Below are 20547 nucleotides of genomic sequence, written 5' to 3'. Positions count from 1 at the left end.
GACAACGTGACGATGGACGTGACGCTGATCGTTCCGATCGCGATGGAAGAAAAGCTGCGCTTCGCGATCCGCGAAGGCGGCCGCACCGTCGGCGCCGGCATCGTCGCATCGATCGTCGAATAAGGGCAGTTTCGCTCAGCGCGATAGATCCGTTGCGAACGAAAAAACAGCACGGCCGGAACACAGCCCGCCGTGCTGTTTCATTTCATGCTAAATCTTCTTAATCTCAGCTGAAGACCTCGTATTGCCGCCTCGAAACGTAGTCTGAATATTGCTTGAGGGCCTTCGTAATGGAACGTGACGGGATAATTTATATCGCTTTCGGTAAGCGATACCGAGACGAAGCCCTATTCTCCGCGAACTCATTGAAATCGCAATGTGATCTTCCGGTGACACTTTTTACCGATAGCGCCGTCTCCGACGCCGCCATCGATCACTGCGAAATAATTCGCCCCGAACATAAACGGGCGAAAGTCGACTTCATCGTGAAATCGCCTTATCAGCGAACGCTATACCTCGACAGCGATACAAAAGTTGTTGGCGATCTGACCGATTTGTTCCCGGTCCTTGATCGGTTCAATATTGCCGGGGTTCAGGATCATAGTCGTAAAAGCTATCGCTGGTCCTCGCAGATACAGGAATACGAGGCTATTCCGTACGCCTTTCCAGAATATAACGGAGGTGTGCTTCTTTATGATCGCTCGCCTGCGACGCTGGAGTTTTTTGAACTATGGCGCGAGTTTTTCTACCGATACCGCGATCAGACGAATGGCCAGGACCAAGCTTCTCTGCGGATCGCCCTCTGGAAGAGCAGGGCAAATGTTCACACACTTCCATTTGAGTATAATGTAAGAAACGTGCAAATTCGTCAAAAGATGGAAAAGCGCAGTCGGTCGGCAAACGATAATACGCTTTTGAAACCAAGAGTGCTGCATTGGCACGGCGTGGAGAAAGATAACTTTATTCGAAGACTCAATCCCCGATATAGACCCATGAAAATATAATTTTAAGTTTGATATATGAAGGCGATGTCTGGAACTGTTTTCGAGTTTCTCTGACTTACTTGGGGGTTCAGTCCCGGACTGTGGCGGTTTGATTGTTTGCGATGCTCTGGCACTTCCGTCCAGCATCGCACGACGTGCCCGAACGGGGGAGGGCTCGTAGCGCCTTCAGTCGTTTGGCGAAGTTGCAAGTATTGACGAATGTCTGGAGTTGCTCGTACGATAGATTGTGAGTGCCATAATGATAGCGCCTCACCGTCGCCTCCTTTGCTGTCCGGTTAATTCTCTCCACCTGACTGTTGTCCGGCAAATGAATCAGTAATACCCACCCGCTAGCTCGGTGCCGGCTTATATAACTGGCCCTATCCACTGAGCGCTCTTGCGTATTCACGGAGAGCGATTGATCGGATTCGAACCGGATCTGTGGTGAAGACGTTCCAGGCCTTGCGGCAACGATTGACGATGTCGTCGTTGCTGTCGGAGATGCTGATGGCGAGCGTGTTCGTGCGTAGGTAAGCCCCGGATACTTTCGACCGGATTGAGCTCAGCTGAATAGGGCGGTATGGTTAGGATCCTGATGGTGCCCGGTACCCGCGGCGCTGCGGAACCGTGCCATCCGGCGCCATCCATGACGAGGGCAGCGTGCGCCTATTTCTGCGTCAGCTCTGCGGATCAACCGTTATTGATGGCTTATTCCCGCAGATCTTTCAGGAAGCCAGCTTCGATCAAGCGGTTCGTATCGTCCGCGCGGATCGATTTGTCATATCGCAGGTCCGCGTCTGAACTGAAGCGTTCGTCTTCGATCATCGCTCGGTAGTACCGCGATCCGTCGAAGTGTGTGCCGCGTTCGACGATCCTCGCGAACTCCTCCATCGAATGGTCCGAGAACTTGAAGTGGAGAAGCGCGGCGGTTGGGCTCGTGAAGTTGCGGCGGAAAGGGAAGGGGCCATGGATCGAGGCTCCGAGATGCTTCGTAGCAGAGTCGGCGTAGAGCACCGGAAACTTGGTCAAGCGCATCTCTGTCCCAAACAGGCGGTAACGAGGACCGCCGACGATCGACGTGCAGAACTTGCGATTGAAGACTCGATAGCCGTCGCCGTCGATCAGCGGGGAAATGTCGGTTGGCGATAAACCCTCCCCGATCGCGGCTGTGGAAAGTGGGCCGTCCGGATAAAGATCAAGCATGGGGGCCAGCGCGCGTCGCCTGCCGGTGCGTTCGAGATCCGCTATGAAATCGCGGACGGACCGGGTTTCGCAGCCTGGGAAGATCAGAAATTCGTCGATGTCGACGTTCAGGTACCACCGATCGCGCCCGTAGAGATCAATCAGGCCGTCTCTCCAGAGAAGGCTGCGGTGAGCTGCGGTGTAATCGAGGCGGGAGCCGAAGAGATCGACGTCCGTCTCCTGCCGGAGCTGTTCGCGGGTTCCATCGTCGGACCGATCGTCGAGAACGATGAACCGGGTGACGCCGATCTTCCGATAATGTTCGAGGAACGGACGAATATAGAACCCGCCGTTTTTTACGCAGACAATGAGAGGCGTATCAGCGGGCGTAAGGGGGCGGACGCCTTTCGCGTTCGACGGGATCAGCGCAGCATCGCGGGCAAGTTGGCGCACCCTTCGACGATAGCGCCAGTCGCGCCACTCCGTACCGATGCGTTCGCGGAGCGACAAGCGTTCGAGCGAACGCCAATCGGAGGGTTTTGCGACGGGGTATTGCATTCTGGTCTTTTCCCGGTCCATTCAACGCTAACGCTCTTTCGTCGGTGCCTTGGTAAGAATTGTCTCGAAGGTCAAGCCGGGGACTGGAGCGCGAACGCGGCGCCAATGCGCGCTGCAGCGATCTCGATCGCGGCGTTCCAAACGAATTCGAATGCAACGGAAACCTTCGTCATGTCCCACTCCACCGCACGCGTTTTCATCGGATTCGATACGAAGGAGGTGATTGCCTATCATGTGCTGGCGCAGAGCATCCTCGAAAAGTCTTCGATGCCCGTCCAGTTCACTCCGATCGTTCTGTCGAATCTCGAAGGCATCTTCACGCGCGAGCGCAATTCGCTGCAGTCGACCGAGTTTTCCTTCTCGCGCTTTCTGGTGCCATATCTGAGCGGCTTCGAAGGCTGGAGCCTCTTCATGGACTGCGACATGCTCATGCGGGTCGATATCGCCGAGCTCTGGAAACTGCGCGATGAGAAATACGCGGTTCAGGTCGTCAAACATGATTACGTGCCGAAGACCGAAACGAAATTTCTCGGCCAGACCCAGACCAAGTACGAGAAGAAGAACTGGTCGAGCGTCATCCTGTTCAACAACGCGAAGTGTTCAGCGCTGACGCCTGATTACGTGAATTCGGCGACCGGGCTGCAGCTCCATCAGTTCAAGTGGCTCGAAGGAGACGAGAATATCGGCGAACTTCCGGCCGAGTGGAACTGGCTGGTCAATGAATACGACCACAATCCGGATGCGAAGAACGTGCACTTCACCGATGGCGGGCCGTATTTCGACGAATACAAGAACGATGATTATTCGGAAGAGTGGTTCGCCGCGCGTGATCGCACACTGTTCGTTCAGCAGCGTTGACAGCAGTGGCGAAGTCCGAGCTCGATAAGCCCGATTGGTTCGCCTCTCCGGAAGACTGGCAGCGATTCTTCAGCGGCTACGACCGTGTCGTCCTGATCGCAAACAGCGATGCGGTCGAGATCGGCGAGGCGTTGAAAAGACACGGGGAAAATGCGCTCTTCGTGTTTTTCAACAAGGTCTACAAGGTTCTCGACAAGCCCTTCGAGAAGCGCTCTTTGCTGATTGCCCGGTCGAGCCCGTCGGGCGCCAATATCGTCTACCGGCGTGAGGTGTCAGACGTTCTCGGCTATTTTCAGGAGGGCGCTCTGCTTGGCGTTCTCGGGCTGGCATGTTCTGATGCAGAGCAGTTCAGCCCGATATCGGCATTTGAGGGACGGCGGGCCGGACGTCTTCGTCTCGCGGACCATTTCAAGAATTTTTACCCGACGAGCCATGTGCCGACGAGCGGGTTTGCGCTGGCCATCTGGCTAGCCGAAACCTGCGACACGGATGTCTGTCTCGAAGGCTTTTCGGCGCGGCGATCACTTCAGTGGAAGTTGTTTGCCGACCATGACTGGACCTTCGAGCAGACCTGTCTGCGGCTGCTGGCGCGGGCCGGGCGGCTGCAGATGAGCAATGTTGAGCCGTCCAACGCCTATCTCGAGCTACACCGACGCTTTCCAGAGATCGACAATGCGGCGATCTCGGCGACCGCCGCCGAGGTTCTTGGCAATCGGCTTGAGAATGCGAGCCTTGCGATCGACAATCTGTTATCCATAACCCGCTTGCAGGGACGGCTGGATCGGTTTCTACGCGCCCTTAAGCCTGCGACGCGCAAGCAGAGAAAAGCTGATTCGCTTGGAAAACAAGGCACTTGATTCGCACCGCAGCGGAGATTGTCGCCGTTGATGGAATTCGGACGAGACATTTGGCCTGTTCCGACGATTTCGGCTTGCAGTCCGTCCGTCATCCTTTTATGAGGGCAGCCGGATTAGGGGTATAGCTCAGTTGGTAGAGCGGCGGTCTCCAAAACCGCAGGTCGTAGGTTCGAGCCCTACTGCCCCTGCCATCGCGTCTTGAAGAACGCGCCGGAGCGAGCGTTAAGCTCTCGTCAGAATTCCAGGAACACGAATTGCCCCTTGTGAATCACAGTCAAGGGGTTTAAATGATTTCGAAACTGATTGCGCGTGGGGCAACGTTGGCCCTCACGCGCTTTGTTCGTGACTAAATGTCGAACGAACACCGAGTCGGGTGAGCATGGCTAGAACCAATCCTTTTACGTTCCTTCAGCAGGTGCGCAGCGAAACCTCGAAGGTCACCTGGCCATCGAGGCGTGAAACGATGATTTCGACGATCATGGTTTTCATCATGGTTACCCTCGCTTCGATCTTTCTGTTCGCGGCAGATCAGGTCCTCGGCTACGTCGTCGGTTTGATCATGAACGCGGGCGCTTAAGGGTTTCAGCTTTTCAAGCGCGCACTTTTCGCGAAAGCGACATCGGGAGTCTCAGGAATTTTATGGCCGCTCGCTGGTACATCGTTCACGCCTATTCGAACTTCGAGAAGAAGGTCGCCGAATCGATCGAGGAGCAGGCTCGCCAAAAGGGTCTGTCCGACAAGTTCGAAAAAATTCTCGTGCCGACGGAAAATGTCGTCGAGGTTCGTCGTGGCCGCAAGGTGAATGCCGAGCGCAAGTTCTTTCCGGGTTATGTCCTGGTGAAGGCCGAGCTCACCGATAAGGTGTTCTCGATGATCAAGAACACGCCGAAGGTGACGGGCTTCCTCGGCCCAGATAACCGGCCGGTTCCGATCACCGAGAAAGAGGCCGATCAGATCCTCAACCATATTCAGGAAGGTGTCGAGCGGCCGAAGCCGACCATTTCCTTCGATATCGGCGAGCAGATCCGTGTCTCTGACGGTCCGTTTGCTTCCTTCAACGGTATCGTTCAGGAAGTCGATGACGAGCGGTCCCGGCTCAAGGTGGAGGTTTCGATCTTCGGGCGGGCAACGCCGGTGGATCTCGAATTCGGTCAGGTCGAAAAGGTCTGATCGAAACCGGAAGCGTCAGGCGCTTCCGAAATCTCGCGGAAGGCGAGGGGAATTGCCCAGCCAGGCTCCTCGGACCGCACCGCGAACTGCAAACCCCTGACGTGAAAGCGTAGGGATCACGAATAAAAGGCAGATAGAATGGCTAAGAAAGTTGCGGGCCAGCTGAAGCTGCAGGTCCCGGCCGGATCGGCGACGCCGTCGCCGCCGATCGGACCGGCGCTCGGTCAGCGTGGCATCAATATCATGGAGTTCTGCAAAGCGTTCAACGCGCAGACCCAGGAGCAGGAGAAGGGTTCTCCGATCCCGGTGGTTATCACCTACTACCAGGACAAGTCCTTCACCTTCGCGATGAAGACCCCTCCGGTGAGCTACTTCCTCAAGAAGGCAGCGAACCTGAAGAGCGGTTCCAAGCTTCCAGGCAAGGAAACCGCAGGCAAGATCACGCGCGACCAGGTCCGCGAGATCGCTGAAAAGAAGTTGCAGGACCTGAACGCGAACGACGTCGACGCCGCCATGGCGATGGTCGAGGGTTCGGCGCGGTCCATGGGTCTCGAGGTGACGGGTTAATACGATGGCCAAGAAGCAAGGAAAGCGCATCCGCGCAGCCCGCGAGGGCATCGACCGCACCAAGCTCTACGGTCTTGAAGAGGCTGTCGGCCTGATCAAGGATCGTGCTGCGTCCACCAAGTTCGACGAAACGGTCGAAATCGCGATCAATCTCGGCGTCGACCCGCGCCATGCGGACCAGATGGTTCGTGGCGTCGTCAACCTGCCGAACGGCACTGGCCGCGATGTTCGCGTTGCCGTCTTCGCACGTGGCGACAAGGCTGAAGAGGCCAAGGCCGCCGGCGCCGACATCGTTGGTGCGGAAGACCTCGTCGAGCAGGTTCAGGGTGGTCAGATCGACTTCGATCGCGCCATTGCAACCCCTGACATGATGGCGCTCGTCGGTCGTCTCGGTAAGGTGCTCGGTCCTCGCGGCCTGATGCCGAACCCACGCGTTGGAACGGTGACGCCCGACGTTACCGCAGCTGTCAAGGCCTCCAAGGGTGGCGCTGTCGAATTCCGTGTCGAGAAGGCTGGTATCGTCCATGCCGGCGTCGGCAAGGCGAGCTTCGATTCCGACAAGATCGCCGAAAACATCCGCGCATTCGCGGATGCGGTGAACAAGGCAAAGCCGTCGGGCGCCAAGGGCAACTACGTGAAGCGTATTGCCTTGTCCTCGACCATGGGTCCGGGCGTCAAGATCGACCCGTCGACTATGGCGGCTTCGGCCAACGCCTGAACTGGCGTCTTTTAACGGGTGAGCATCGCAACTATATGGAGTGCTCATTCGTCACAAAGAATTCCGGGGAGACCCGGATGACAAGGGGAGGTGGTTTCGATCGCCTCCTTAATGCCTGTCCGAGACTGTGAGGCGGGCCCCTACGGGGAGCCCATAATCGTCAGATAGCCTTCATGAGACGGGGTGATGTCCGAATTTTTCAGGGAGTTGATCCCTGATGCTTCGGTTCGAACCTCTGAATGCCTTGCGCCGGTAGCTGGTTCCATCTGGAACGCTTGCGGTCCGAACCAAGGGGACAGGATCTCCGAGCGCCGCTCAGAAGGTCCAACCTTTTCGGCGGCGCGTATGGCAACCGGCTTTGGGAAGCTTCGCACGAAGACCTGAAGCCAAACAGGAGAGAGGCAGTGGAAAGAGCGGAAAAGCGCGAATTCGTCACGCAGCTCAACCAGTCGTTCCAGGACGCTGGCGTCGTTGTCGTGGCCCACTATGCCGGTCTCACGGTCGCGAACATGAACGATCTTCGTTCACAGATGCGCGCGGCCGGGGGCACGGTCAAAGTCGCGAAGAACCGCCTTGCCAAGATCGCTCTTCAGGGCACGGACGCCGAAGGCATCTCGAACTTGTTCGAGGGCCAGACGCTGATCGCTTATTCGAGCGATCCGGTCGCGGCGGCCAAGGTTTCCAACGATTTCGCAAAGAAGAACGACAAGCTCGTGATTCTCGGCGGTGCGTTGGGCGCCACCACGCTCGATGCGAACGGTGTGAAGGCTTTGGCCGACCTGCCGTCGCTGGACGAACTGCGCGGCAAGCTTGTGGGTATGATCCAGACCCCGGCTACCCGTATCGCAGGCGTCGTTCAGGCCCCGGCGGGCCAGCTCGCCCGGGTCCTCAATGCGTATGCCACGAAGGACGAAGCGGCGTGAGGTTCAGGTTCCTCGCTGCTCCAACTCAAGTTCGAATCGTAAAGGAAAATTAACATGGCTGATCTCGCCAAGATCGTTGAAGACCTGTCGGCCCTGACCGTCCTCGAGGCGGCTGAGCTGTCGAAGATGCTCGAAGAAAAGTGGGGCGTCTCCGCCGCTGCTCCGGTCGCCGTTGCCGGTGCCGCTGCTGGCGCTGCCGCCGAGCCGGAAGAAGAGCAGACCGAGTTTACGGTCGTTCTCGCCGACGCCGGTTCTTCCAAGATCAACGTCATCAAGGAAGTGCGCGCTCTCACGGGTCTGGGCCTCAAGGAAGCCAAGGATCTCGTCGACAACGCGCCGAAGCCGGTCAAGGAAGGCGTCGACAAGGACGAGGCCAACAAGATCAAGGAACAGCTCGAAAAGGCTGGCGCCAAGGTCGAGCTCAAGTAAGGGCGGCTCATGCCGCGCTGAAACAATCGCGTTTCAACGTGGGCGGGACGGCATATGCCGTTCCGCCTTCCGTGCTGAAAAGAGGTTTCGCGAACATCGCGCGCCTCGAACGCAGTTGAAAGTCCGGCGATATCGGACTTCAAGCGCGTTTCCTGACGTCTCGTCCGAGAGATGTGAGGAAACGCGGGAACCTCGGGCGCATTGAGGTTCGCCTTGCCGTTTGCCCCGCGCGAATTGCCGACGCGCGGGTCTCTCCCTTCGATGGGAGATGAAATTGAAAGCCCTCTGGTCAAGGGCGATATGTTTACGAGAGGAGCGACGATGTCACAGACGACGACGTTCAGCGGTCGCAGGCGCGTACGCAAGGTTTTCGGTCACATCCCCGAAGTTGCCGAGATGCCGAATCTGATCGAGGTCCAGAAGGCCTCCTACGATCAGTTTTTGATGATCGAGGAGCCGGAGGGCGGACGCACGGATGACGGCCTCCAGGCCGTGTTCAAGTCGGTTTTCCCGATTCAGGATTTCTCGGGCCAGGCCATGCTCGAATTCGTGAAATACGAATTCGAGCCGCCGAAATTCGACGTCGAGGAGTGCCGCCAGCGCGACCTGACCTATGCGGTTCCGCTCAAGGTCACGCTGCGCCTCATCGTGTTCGATGTCGACGAGGACACCGGCTCGAAGTCCATCAAGGACATCAAGGAGCAAGACGTCTACATGGGCGACATGCCGGTCATGACCGGCAATGGTACGTTTATCGTGAACGGTACCGAGCGCGTCATTGTTTCGCAGATGCACCGTTCGCCGGGCGTGTTCTTCGACCATGACAAGGGGAAGACCCATTCTTCGGGCAAGCTCCTGTTCGCTGGTCGCGTGATCCCTTATCGCGGTTCATGGCTCGACATCGAGTTCGATGCAAAGGACGTTGTCCATGCGCGTATCGACCGTCGCCGCAAGATCCCCGCGACGAGCCTTCTCATGGCGCTCGGTATGGACGGCGAGGAAATTCTCTCGACGTTCTACAATTTCGTCGAGTTCAAGAAGGACAAGCAAGGCTGGCGTGCGCCGTTCTCCGTCGAGAGAGTCCGCAATCAGGGCATGATCACCGACCTGATCGATGCCGATTCCGGTGAAGTTCTGGTCGAGGCCGGCAAGAAGGTCACCGCACGTCAGGCACGCAAGCTCGCCGAACAGGGCGTCAAGGCGTTCCGCGTGACGGAAGAGGACATCTACGGCAACTATCTTGCCGAGGATATCGTTAACTTCGAGACGGGCGAGGTCTATCTCGAGGCCGGCGACGAGCTGGACGAGAAGACGCTGCAGGTTTTGATCGATGCCGGTTACGAGAGCTTCCAGGTTCTCGACGTCGATCATGTCAATATCGGCTCCTACATTCGCAACACGCTGGCGGTCGACAAGAACGAAACGCGCCAGGATGCGCTGTTCGACATCTACCGCGTCATGCGCCCCGGTGAGCCGCCGACGATGGAGACGGCCGAGGCCATGTTCCAGTCGCTGTTCTTCGACCCGGAACGCTATGATCTCTCGGCTGTCGGCCGCGTGAAGATGAACATGCGTCTCGACGTCAAGGCGGAAGACACCGTTCGCGTTCTGCGCAAGGAAGACATCATCGCCGTCGTCAAGACGCTGGTGGACCTGCGCGATGGTCGCGGCGAGATCGACGACATCGACAATCTCGGCAACCGTCGTGTCCGTTCCGTCGGCGAGCTGATGGAGAACCAGTACCGCGTTGGTCTGCTCCGCATGGAGCGCGCGATCAAGGAGCGCATGTCGTCCGTCGAGATCGACACGGTCATGCCGCAGGATCTCATCAACGCCAAGCCTGCGGCGGCTGCCGTGCGCGAGTTCTTCGGTTCCTCGCAGCTCTCGCAGTTCATGGACCAGACGAACCCGCTGTCGGAGATCACCCACAAGCGTCGTCTTTCGGCGCTTGGACCCGGTGGTTTGACCCGCGAGCGTGCGGGCTTCGAAGTGCGCGACGTTCACCCGACGCATTACGGTCGTATCTGCCCGATTGAAACGCCGGAAGGCCCGAACATCGGTCTGATCAACTCGCTGGCAACGTTTGCGCGCGTCAACAAGTACGGCTTCATCGAAAGCCCCTACCGTCGCGTCGTCGACGGGAAGGTGACGAACGAGGTCGTCTATCTGTCAGCGATGGAAGAGTCGAAGCACCACGTCGCCCAGGCGAACGCGGTTCTCACCGACGATATGACGTTCCAGAACGAGTTCGTCGTCTGCCGTCATGCCGGCGACGTCTTCATGACGCCGCGCGAGAATGTCGATCTGATGGACGTTTCGCCGAAACAGCTCGTCTCCGTTGCGGCAGCGCTCATTCCGTTCCTCGAGAACGACGACGCCAACCGCGCGCTCATGGGTTCGAACATGCAGCGTCAGGCCGTGCCGCTTGTGCGCGCCGAGGCGCCGTTCGTCGGCACCGGCATGGAGCCGATCGTTGCCCGTGACTCGGGCGCTGCGATCGGAGCCCGCCGCACCGGTATCGTCGACCAGGTCGATGCGACGCGTATCGTCATCCGTGCGACGGAAGATCTCGAAGCAGGCAAGTCCGGCGTCGACATCTACCGTCTGATGAAGTTCCAGCGCTCGAACCAGAACACCTGCATCAACCAGCGTCCGCTGGTGGCCGTGGGTGACCGGGTCGAGAAGGGCGACATCCTTGCCGATGGTCCCTCGACCGATCTCGGTGATCTTGCCCTCGGCAGGAACGTGCTCGTCGCGTTCATGCCGTGGAACGGCTACAACTACGAGGACTCGATCCTTCTGTCCGAGCGGATCGTGTCCGACGACGTCTTCACCTCGATCCATATCGAGGAGTTCGAGGTCATGGCCCGCGATACCAAGCTCGGACCAGAAGAGATCACGCGGGATATTCCAAACGTTTCGGAAGAAGCCCTGCGCAATCTCGACGAAGCCGGTATCGTCTATATCGGTGCCGAGGTTCAGCCGGGCGATATTCTCGTCGGCAAGATCACGCCGAAGGGCGAAAGCCCGATGACGCCGGAAGAGAAGCTTCTCCGCGCCATCTTCGGTGAGAAGGCCTCGGATGTCCGCGACACGTCGAGCCGCATGCCTCCCGGAACCTACGGCACGGTTGTCGAGGTTCGCGTCTTCAATCGTCACGGCGTCGAGAAAGACGAGCGTGCGATGGCGATCGAGCGCGAGGAAATCGAGCGGCTCGCCAAGGACCGCGACGACGAACAGGCGATCCTCGATCGCAACGTCTACGGTCGTCTGATCGAGATGCTGTCCGGCAAACAGGGCATCTCGGGTCCGAAGGGCTTCAAGCGCGGCACCGAAATCACCCAAGAGGTGATGGAGGAATATCCCCGCTCGCAGTGGTGGATGTTCGCTGTCGAGGACGAGAAGCTCCAGGGCGAGCTCGAGGATCTTCGCAAGGTCTATGACGAAGCGAAGAAGACCCTCGAAGCCCGCTTCATGGACAAGGTCGAGAAGGTTCAGCGCGGTGACGAACTGCCGCCGGGCGTCATGAAGCAGGTGAAGGTCTTCGTCGCGGTCAAGCGCAAGATCCAGCCGGGCGACAAGATGGCTGGCCGTCACGGCAACAAGGGCGTTGTTTCGCGCATCGTGCCGGTGGAGGATATGCCTTTCACCGAGGACGGAACCCATGCGGACATCGTTCTGAACCCGCTCGGCGTGCCATCGCGCATGAACGTGGGACAGATCCTCGAGACGCATCTCGGCTGGGCCTGTGCCGGCATGGGCCGGAAGATCGGCGCCATGCTGGAGGCCTATCAGGAGAACAACGACGTGACCCCGTTGCGTCAGGAAATCTCCGGGCTGCTCGGCGACAACGATCGCAACGAGAAGGTCAAGGACTACGACGACGACAGCGTCATCACGCTCGCCAAGCAAATGTCGAAGGGTGTCTCGATCGCGACCCCGGTCTTTGACGGCGCGAACGAGAAGGACATCGTCGAATGGCTCGAAGGTGCCGGGCTCAACGGCTCCGGTCAGGTCACGCTCTATGACGGGCGTACCGGCGAGCCGTTCGACCGTCAGGTGACTGTCGGCTACATCTATATGCTGAAGCTGCACCACCTCGTGGACGACAAGATCCACGCCCGTTCGATCGGTCCTTACTCGCTCGTCACCCAGCAGCCGCTGGGCGGCAAGGCGCAATTCGGTGGACAGCGCTTCGGCGAGATGGAGGTCTGGGCACTGGAAGCGTATGGTGCAGCCTACACGCTGCAAGAGATGCTGACGGTGAAGTCGGACGACGTGGCCGGTCGTACCAAGGTCTACGAGGCGATCGTTCGCGGCGACGACGCGTTCGAATCCGGTATCCCGGAGAGCTTCAACGTTCTCGTCAAGGAGATGCGTTCGCTTGGTCTCGATGTGGATCTTGCGACCAATCCGGAGAATGCCGGCGGCGGCGTCGAAGAACTGCCCGACGCGGCCGAATAAGGCCGCGCGATACGAAAGGCCGGGTTTCACCGGCCAAGCCGCTGGCGTTTTCACGAGGTTCGAAAACGCCAGCGTTCGAGTATCGACGAATTTTCAGCGGTCGTACCCCAGGACCGCTCTCAGAAGGCGAAAGCCTTGAAGGAGACAGAGCATGAACCAAGAGGTCATGAACATCTTCAACCCGCAGGTCGCCGCCCAGACCTTCGATACGATCCGTATCTCGCTGGCGAGCCCTGAAAAAATCCTGTCTTGGTCTTTCGGTGAGATCAAGAAGCCCGAAACGATCAACTATCGTACGTTCAAGCCCGAGCGTGACGGCCTGTTCTGTGCGCGCATTTTTGGTCCGATCAAGGACTACGAATGCCTGTGCGGCAAGTACAAGCGCATGAAGTACAAGGGCATCATCTGCGAAAAATGCGGCGTCGAGGTCACCCTCAGCCGCGTTCGCCGCGAGCGCATGGGCCATATCGAGCTCGCCGCTCCGGTCGCGCACATCTGGTTCCTGAAGTCTCTGCCGAGCCGCATCGCGACGCTGCTCGACATGACGCTGAAGGACATCGAGCGGGTTCTCTATTTCGAGAACTACATCGTCACCGAGCCGGGCCTCACGACGCTTCAGGAGAACCAGCTTCTCTCTGAAGAAGAGTACATGATCGCCGTCGACGAGTTCGGCGAGGATCAGTTCACGGCGCATATTGGTGCCGAGGCGATCCAGGAGCTCCTGCGCTCCATGGACCTCGAAGAGATCGCGTCCCAGCTTCGCGAGGATCTTGCTGCGACGACGTCGGAGCTCAAGACCAAGAAGCTTATGAAGCGGCTGAAGATCGTCGAGAACTTCATCGAGTCGGGTAACCGGCCCGAATGGATGATCATGACGATCGTGCCCGTGATCCCACCCGATCTGCGCCCGCTCGTTCCTCTGGACGGCGGCCGCTTCGCGACATCGGATCTCAACGATCTCTATCGCCGCGTGATCAACCGCAACAACCGTCTGAAGCGTCTGATCGAGCTTCGGGCGCCCGGCATCATCGTGCGCAACGAGAAGCGCATGCTGCAGGAAGCCGTCGACGCCCTGTTCGACAACGGCCGTCGTGGCCGCGTCATTACGGGCGCCAACAAGCGTCCGTTGAAGTCGCTTTCCGACATGCTCAAGGGCAAGCAGGGCCGCTTCCGTCAGAACCTTCTGGGCAAGCGCGTCGACTATTCTGGGCGTTCGGTCATCGTGACCGGTCCGACCATGAAGCTGCACCAGTGCGGCCTGCCGAAGAAAATGGCGCTCGAGCTGTTCAAGCCGTTCATCTATGCGCGTCTCGACGCCAAGGGCTACTCGTCCACCGTCAAGCAGGCGAAGAAGCTGGTCGAGAAGGAGCGTCCGGAAGTCTGGGATATCCTTGACGAGGTGATCCGCGAGCATCCGGTTCTCCTGAACCGTGCGCCGACGCTTCACCGTCTCGGCATTCAGGCGTTCGAGCCCGTGCTCATCGAAGGCAAGGCGATCCAGTTGCATCCGCTGGTCTGTACCGCCTTCAACGCCGACTTCGACGGCGACCAGATGGCGGTTCACGTTCCGCTCTCGATCGAGGCGCAGCTCGAAGCCCGCGTCCTGATGATGTCGACCAACAACATCCTGCATCCGGCGAACGGCGCACCGATCATCGTTCCGTCGCAGGACATGGTGCTGGGTCTTTATTATCTGTCGATCATGAACGAGAACGAGCCGGGCGAGGGCATGGCCTTCTCCGACATCGGCGAGATGGAGCATGCGCTCAACGCCGGTTCGATCACGCTTCATTCGAAGATCAAGGGCCGGTTCAAGACGATCGACAAGGACGGCAATCCCGTTTCTCAGATCCACGAGACCACCCCGGGCCGTATGCTCATCGGCGCGCTCGTACCGCGCAATGCTTCGATCGGCTTCGACATCTGCAATCAGCTGATGACGAAGAAGATGATCTCCAAGATGATCGACACGGTGTATCGCCACTGCGGTCAGAAGGAGACTGTGATCTTCTGCGACCAGATCATGCAGCTCGGCTTCAAGCACGCCTGCCTTGCCGGCATTTCCTTCGGCAAGGACGACATGCTGATCCCCGAGACGAAGAAGGACATGATCGGGGAGACGCAGGCGCTCGCGAAGGAATACGAGCAGCAGTACAATGACGGCCTGATCACGCAGGGCGAAAAGTACAACAAGGTCGTCGATGCCTGGGCCAAGTGCACGGACAAGATCGCCGAAGAGATGATGGGGCGCATCAAGGCGGTCGAGTTCGACGAGAACGGCCGTCAGAAGCAGATGAACTCGATCTACATGATGTCCCACTCCGGTGCGCGTGGTTCTCCGACCCAGATGCGCCAGCTCGCGGCGATGCGCGGCCTGATGACCAAGCCTTCGGGCGAGATCATCGAGACGCCGATCATCTCGAACTTCAAGGAAGGCCTCACGGTTCTCGAATACTTCAACTCCACCCACGGTGCCCGCAAGGGCCTCGCGGATACGGCGCTGAAGACCGCGAACTCGGGCTACCTGACTCGTCGCCTCGTCGATGTCGCGCAGGACTGCATCATCACGCAGACCGATTGCGGTACGCAGAACGGCCTGACGATGCAGCCGATCGTCGATGCCGGCCAGGTGGTCGCCTCGATCGGTCAGCGCATTCTTGGCCGCACGGCGCTTGTCGACGTGAATCATCCGGTGACAGGCGAGGTGATCGTCGAAGGTGGCCGTATGATCGAGGAGGCGGATGTCGAGAAGATCGAGACGGCTGGCATTCAGTCGGTTCAGATCCGCTCGGCGCTGACCTGCGAGATTCGCACCGGTATCTGCGGCGTCTGCTACGGCCGTGATCTTGCACGCGGTACACCCGTCAATATGGGCGAGGCCGTCGGCGTCATCGCGGCGCAGTCGATCGGCGAGCCGGGCACCCAGCTCACCATGCGGACCTTCCACATGGGCGGTACAGCACAGGTGGTTGATAGCTCGTTCCTCGAAGCTTCCTATGAAGGTAAGGTCGCAATTCGAAATCGGAACGTCGTCCGCAACTCGGAAGGCAATCTCGTCGCGATGGGCCGCAACATGGCGATCCTCATTCTCGACGAGAAGGGCATGGAGCGCGCCGCGCACCGCGTCACCTACGGTTCGCGCGTCTATGTGGACGATGGCGACTCCGTGCGTCGTGGCCAGCGTATCGCCGAGTGGGATCCGTACACCCGTCCGGTTCTGACCGAGCTCGATGGTGTGGTTGAATTCGAGGATCTGGTCGATGGCGTGTCCGTCACCGAGCAGACCGACGAGTCGACCGGTATCACCAAGCGTGCGGTTATCGACTGGCGGGCGTCCCCGCGCGGCACGGATCTCAAGCCAGCAATCGTCATCAAGGACGAGAACGGCGAGGTGCAGAAGCTGGCGCGCGGCAACGACGCCCGTTACTTCCAGTCGGTCGACGCGATCCTGTCCGTCGAGCCGGGCCAGAAGGTGTCGGCGGGTGACGTGCTGTCGCGTATTCCGATGGAAAGCGCCAAGACGAAGGACATCACGGGCGGTCTGCCGCGCGTGGCGGAACTCTTCGAGGCCCGCAAGCCGAAGGACAACGCGATCATCGCGGAGATCGACGGCACGGTGAAGTTCGGACGCGACTACAAGAACAAGCGCCGCATTATCGTTGAGCCGGCGGAGGATGGCGTCGAGCCTGCGGAATATCTGATTCCAAAGGGCAAGCCGTTCCACCTCCAGGAAGGTGACGTCGTTGAGAAGGGCGATTACATTCTCGACGGCAATCCGGCACCGCACGACATTCTGGCGATCAAGGGCGTGGAGGCTCTCGCGAGCTATCTCGTCAACGAGATCCAGGAGGTCTACCGGCTGCAGGGCGTTCTGATCAACGACAAGCACATCGAGGTCATCGTCCGGCAGATGCTGCAGAAGGTCGAGATCACGGAATCGGGTGACTCCACCTATATTCCGGGCGACCATGTCGACCGGATCGAACTGGCCGAGCTGAACGAGAAGCTGGAAGCCGACGGCCGCAAGCCGGCCTCGGGCGTTCCGGTTCTCCTCGGCATCACCAAGGCCTCGCTGCAGACGCCATCCTTCATCTCGGCGGCCTCCTTCCAGGAGACCACCCGCGTCCTTACCGAGGCAGCGGTCGCCGGCAAGATGGATACGCTGCAGGGCCTCAAAGAGAACGTCATCGTCGGCCGCCTCATCCCGGCAGGCACGGGCGGAATGATGACGCAGATCCGCCGGATCGCTTCGTCCCGCGACGACCTCATTCTGGAGGATCGCCGCAAGGCCGCGAACCAGGTCGAGAGCGACAATCTGCTCACGTCGATCGACAGCGCGGCCGAGTAAGCCGCACCTCGCTCAAGGCGTGTCGCAATATTGAAAAGGCCGTCCTCCGGGGCGGCCTTTTTGCGTTGGAGTGTGACGACGCTGTTGTGAGAGGCAGCTGACCCCGGTGACCTGACCCTTGATTGAACTGCGCGCCGGTCTAACCAAGCGTCTCCGGCGAATGGTCGGTCCAAGCGATCCTGACTGCCATCGGAGCCGCTTTGATTCGACAGTCGTCAGTCCGTCTGTCGGCACTCTTCGAAGTCAGCCATCTTCAAAGTGCGAAGCCTTTGGCCTGGGGCCTGAAGGCGCTCGCTCGGACCTTTGCTGCGCGGGCGGCTCACGGGTGCGTTGTCGCGCCGCGTTTGCCGGCCGGGGTTTAAAGGGAAGTCGTCTGTTGGCCCGCCCCTTGCCTTGAGAAGGGTGGCGAAGCACCGGAGGAAAGCCCGCCAGGTCGTCTTCCTGTAAAAACGGCTCGTCTCCGCCGCTTCGCAAGGGATTTATCGTTCCCCTGTGCCGTCCATCGTTCCTCGCCCCGCCAGAACTGGCCCGTCGACCGTCCGTGCCGATGGTCTGGCGCGAAGGCGAGCGGTCGGTTCCCGTGTGGGTCACCGGTCCCGATATTCGGCGGCTGTTGGCGTTTCACTTTTGGATTAGGGTTCAAGTGGACCGATCCACGCCCGTCCCTTATTTGACGAGGAGCCAACGGGGCTGCGAGACTTGCCTATCACTCGGCCCGTCCGAAGAGGCAAGCGCCCGAGGTCCGCGCGGGATGCAGCAGATGTTGCGAGAGCGATCCCGGCGATCGCCCGTTGCCCCTCGGAAGCAGTTGGCGAGGCGGAGTATAGGCGGGGTTTTCTGGGCGGGGATGAGCTTCTTGCTATTTTTGCTTTCCGGCAATCTTACAGAGGGTCTTCTCCCCGGATTCGACGCGCATGGCGCCAATTTCAGAGACCGCTCCTCCCTGACCCGAGTGGCGATGGCACCACTTTATATGAGCGATACGTCAGAGGCATGGATCGCGGTTCAAAGACGAGAATGACGTAGGAGGAGAGGGCGGTTTCCCTGTCGAGCGCCACCGTTCAGGCTTTATCGAGACGCTTGCTGCAAGCCCTCTATTCACTTGAGGGAGATACGTCCTTTCAGCGACTTGGCAGAGCGACGCAACTGCCAAGTTGCTGAAAAGACAAGAGAGGGTTTTGCGGAGGCCCGTCTGCACCTCGAATGGAGGCAAGATCGCATACTCCCTCTTGCCATTCTCAAGGTTTGGTCCGCGCTGCGTAGGTCCCAAATTCCTTGGAATTGCTTTCTTCCCCTCAAGGGGGAAGAGGGGGCCGGGACGCGATTTTCGCAAGCCGTAGACAAGAGCTGCGATGCGCTCTGCGACTGAACCGCTTTGGGCTTTCCAGAGGCTGATGACCGTTAGGTACACGGCCAAGGGTTCAGTTTTCAGAGCTGCGTAGCAGTTAGCCTCGGCTTCTGCGGTCGGAATGTTCCCTGCGGGCTCAAGCAGGCGGCGATTGTCAAACCAGTCCGCCCATTCGAGGGTTGCCTATTCCATCGCCTTGAAGAGGCCGTTGATCGCCTCGGCCAGTGCATTGTCATAGCTGTCACCAACGCTGACGACAGAGGGCTCAATGCTCTCCTCGGCCAAGCACTCGGTGTAACGAAGAGACAACCTATTAAGAGACCACAGCTAGGCGGCGCTTGTGCGGGATGCTTTGAGGCTTGAGATTAGACGATCACACCCGCGTCTCGTGGGTGTCGGACCAGTCTCGCAGCTTTGAGGTCTTGCCGATACCGGGATTGAAGCGATTGGTTGGATCAAGTTCGCGGTAGAAAGCCTCAAGAGCCGGCTTTGCTTTGTAGAGATGGCCAACATTGTGTTCGGCCGGATATTCAGCGCCTCTTGCCGTCACCAACTTCAGGATTTCGTGTTCGAGCGCGTCGAGATCCTCGCCTTTTTTTACGAGATACTCCTGATGCATGACGTGGCAGAGAAAGTGGCCCACATAACTTTTTCTTTCGATCTTGCTCTCGATTTCAGGGGGCAGTGACTCGAACCAGTCGGTCAGGTTGCGCGGCAGCGCCACATCAAGCGGGACGATTCCCTCGCAGGTGCGTGTGTTGACGGCCCGATAGCGCACCACGGCACCCCCAGCCGCGAAGCGATTGAGGAAGGCCGCGCTTCCCTCTTCCGGTGTACATTCGAAGAACGCGCCGGTCTTCGATGGAAAACGGCTCTCAAGATAAGTCCGCATTTCCGCGATGCACGGCCCGCCGGTGCGCAACATCAGATGATGCGTGTACCGGTCGCGATAGTCGTTCAGCCGTTTCGGCATGTGGTCCGGGAAGAGCGACGCCACACCCTGAAGGATATGGTCGCTGATCGCCGCGCGCAGTCCAAGCCGTTCGCACAGACCGTCCACCCGGCTTTTCATCGCGAATGCCATCGGCACGCGAGTCGTGCCGAACGACTTGATGAACAGGAAGAGATCTTTCCCGTACTTTTGGCAGATACGATACGCGTCCTGATGCATGTACTCGCCGGCGATCGGCAAATGCTCGAAGGTCGAGAGGATGTCGCGCCGGATCGTTTCGAGCTCGTCCGGGGACTGGCTGCCGATGTAGAACACCTGCTCTTGTTCATCCGCGACGAAAGTGTCGAGCCGCGTTGCGAAGATGCCGATCTTTCCGGCCGAGCCGGATGCCTCATAGAGGCGGCGCGGATCGGCATTGAAGCGCGCGGGCTGTTCGGACTCGATGTCCCGGACGTGCTGGTGGTATTCCCGGTCGGAGGCCCAGGCATTGGCGCTCGACTGGATGTCGTGCGGGCCGTAATCCTTCGCATCCAGCCGGCGCAGGATCTCTTCCGGCTCCTCGCCGAGCTCGACGCCGAGATGGTTCACGAGATGGAGGCGCCCGGTCTCGTCCACCTGGGCGAACAGAGAAAGCTGGGTATAGGAGGGACCGCGCTGGACCAGAGAGCCGCCTGAATTGTTGCAGACCCCGCCTGTGACCGAGGCGCCGATACAGCTCGAACCGATCACCGAATGGGGTTCGCGGCCAAGCGGTTTGAGCGCGCGCTCGAGGCTATCCAGACGCGCTCCCGGCATGCAGATGACCTGCCGACCATCGTCAATGATGTCGATGCGGTCATTGCGCATCGTGTTGATGATGACGATCGGGCGGTCGTAATCCTCCCCGAACGGTGTCGAGCCTCCGGTTAGTCCCGTATTTGCGGCCTGAAAGATCATCACGACGTCTGCGGCGACGCAGGCTTCCATGACTCGCCATTGCTCGAGAAGCGAGCCGGGGCGTGCCACGCAAAGGACCTCTCCGTCGCCGTAACGATATCCCTTTCGGTAGAGGCGTGTGGCCCGGTCGCCCACATGAAGGTGCCGTTTGCCAAGGATGCGTTCCAGGTCTTCCAGAAGCGTCTTCGTCATTTGGTCTCTTTCTCGATCGTCAGACCTCAAACTCAAGGCCACCATCCGGTCGGGCGCCCCGA

General features: G+C 59.2%; 14 protein-coding genes, 1 tRNA gene and 1 pseudogene. 13 read left to right on the top strand and 3 right to left on the bottom strand.

Going from position 1 to position 20547, the window contains the following annotated elements; translation table 11 throughout:
• Together ABDX79_RS03605 and ABDX79_RS03600 are read left to right on the top strand one after the other, a co-directional pair.
• Positions 1–123: EF-Tu C-terminal domain-related protein (locus ABDX79_RS03605; RefSeq protein ID WP_463671105.1), on the top strand; the 123-nt coding region annotated here is incomplete at its 5' end.
• A 167-nt stretch (positions 124–290) separates the two neighbouring features.
• Complete coding sequence (locus ABDX79_RS03600; protein ID WP_346218862.1) at positions 291–1004, top strand: glycosyltransferase; 714 nt, start codon at positions 291–293, stop codon at positions 1002–1004.
• Between the two features lie 687 nt (positions 1005–1691).
• Here ABDX79_RS03600 and ABDX79_RS03595 read toward each other — a convergent pair.
• A complete protein-coding gene (locus ABDX79_RS03595) occupies positions 1692–2723 on the bottom strand; it encodes a glycosyltransferase family 2 protein (protein WP_346218861.1) in 1032 nt (343 codons plus the stop codon).
• Between the two features lie 171 nt (positions 2724–2894).
• On the opposite strand from ABDX79_RS03595, the gene ABDX79_RS03590 reads away from it, so the two are divergent.
• The 11 genes from ABDX79_RS03590 (at position 2895) to rpoC (ending at position 17057) form a co-directional block, all read left to right on the top strand.
• Positions 2895–3581 (top strand): glycosyltransferase, encoded by a 687-nt coding sequence (locus ABDX79_RS03590; protein WP_346218860.1) that lies wholly within the window; start codon positions 2895–2897, stop codon positions 3579–3581.
• 5 nt (positions 3582–3586) lie between these two features.
• Complete coding sequence (locus ABDX79_RS03585; RefSeq protein WP_346218859.1) at positions 3587–4438, top strand: 3-deoxy-manno-octulosonate cytidylyltransferase; 852 nt, start codon at positions 3587–3589, stop codon at positions 4436–4438.
• Positions 4439–4553: 115 nt separating this feature from the next.
• Positions 4554–4629 (top strand) — tRNA-Trp (locus tag ABDX79_RS03580).
• A gap of 188 nt (positions 4630–4817) precedes the next feature.
• The gene (gene secE / locus ABDX79_RS03575) at positions 4818–5015 is read left to right on the top strand and encodes a preprotein translocase subunit SecE (protein WP_346218858.1); all 198 of its coding nucleotides are present in this window, start codon (positions 4818–4820) and stop codon (positions 5013–5015) included.
• Positions 5016–5077: 62 nt separating this feature from the next.
• A complete protein-coding gene (gene nusG, locus ABDX79_RS03570) occupies positions 5078–5608 on the top strand; it encodes a transcription termination/antitermination protein NusG (RefSeq protein ID WP_346218857.1) in 531 nt (176 codons plus the stop codon).
• Positions 5609–5746: 138 nt separating this feature from the next.
• Entirely contained in the window at positions 5747–6175 is a 429-nt protein-coding gene (gene rplK, locus ABDX79_RS03565) for a 50S ribosomal protein L11 (RefSeq protein WP_346218856.1), read from the top strand.
• Positions 6176–6179: 4 nt separating this feature from the next.
• On the top strand, positions 6180–6893 hold the full coding sequence (gene rplA, locus ABDX79_RS03560) for a 50S ribosomal protein L1 (protein WP_346218855.1): 714 nt from the start codon (positions 6180–6182) through the stop codon (positions 6891–6893).
• Between the two features lie 404 nt (positions 6894–7297).
• Entirely contained in the window at positions 7298–7816 is a 519-nt protein-coding gene (rplJ, locus tag ABDX79_RS03555) for a 50S ribosomal protein L10 (protein WP_346218854.1), read from the top strand.
• Positions 7817–7870: 54 nt separating this feature from the next.
• The gene (rplL, locus tag ABDX79_RS03550) at positions 7871–8245 is read left to right on the top strand and encodes a 50S ribosomal protein L7/L12 (protein ID WP_346218853.1); all 375 of its coding nucleotides are present in this window, start codon (positions 7871–7873) and stop codon (positions 8243–8245) included.
• A gap of 321 nt (positions 8246–8566) precedes the next feature.
• The gene (gene rpoB / locus ABDX79_RS03545; protein ID WP_346218852.1) at positions 8567–12709 is read left to right on the top strand and encodes a DNA-directed RNA polymerase subunit beta; all 4143 of its coding nucleotides are present in this window, start codon (positions 8567–8569) and stop codon (positions 12707–12709) included.
• A gap of 151 nt (positions 12710–12860) precedes the next feature.
• On the top strand, positions 12861–17057 hold the full coding sequence (rpoC, locus tag ABDX79_RS03540) for a DNA-directed RNA polymerase subunit beta' (protein WP_346218851.1): 4197 nt from the start codon (positions 12861–12863) through the stop codon (positions 17055–17057).
• Positions 17058–18468: 1411 nt separating this feature from the next.
• Here the strand turns inward: rpoC and ABDX79_RS03535 are convergent.
• Positions 18469–18714 (bottom strand): annotated as a pseudogene (locus ABDX79_RS03535) (IS3 family transposase); the annotation flags it as partial.
• A gap of 64 nt (positions 18715–18778) precedes the next feature.
• Entirely contained in the window at positions 18779–20485 is a 1707-nt protein-coding gene (dld, locus tag ABDX79_RS03530; RefSeq protein ID WP_346218850.1) for a D-lactate dehydrogenase, read from the bottom strand.
• Positions 20486–20547 lie beyond the last annotated feature (62 nt).

This window comes from Fulvimarina fulva, from assembly GCF_039652615.1.
Lineage (GTDB): Bacteria > Pseudomonadota > Alphaproteobacteria > Rhizobiales > Rhizobiaceae > Fulvimarina.
The sequence above is the reverse complement of the archived record's forward strand: the minus strand, read 5'-3'. Positions and strand labels throughout refer to the sequence as shown.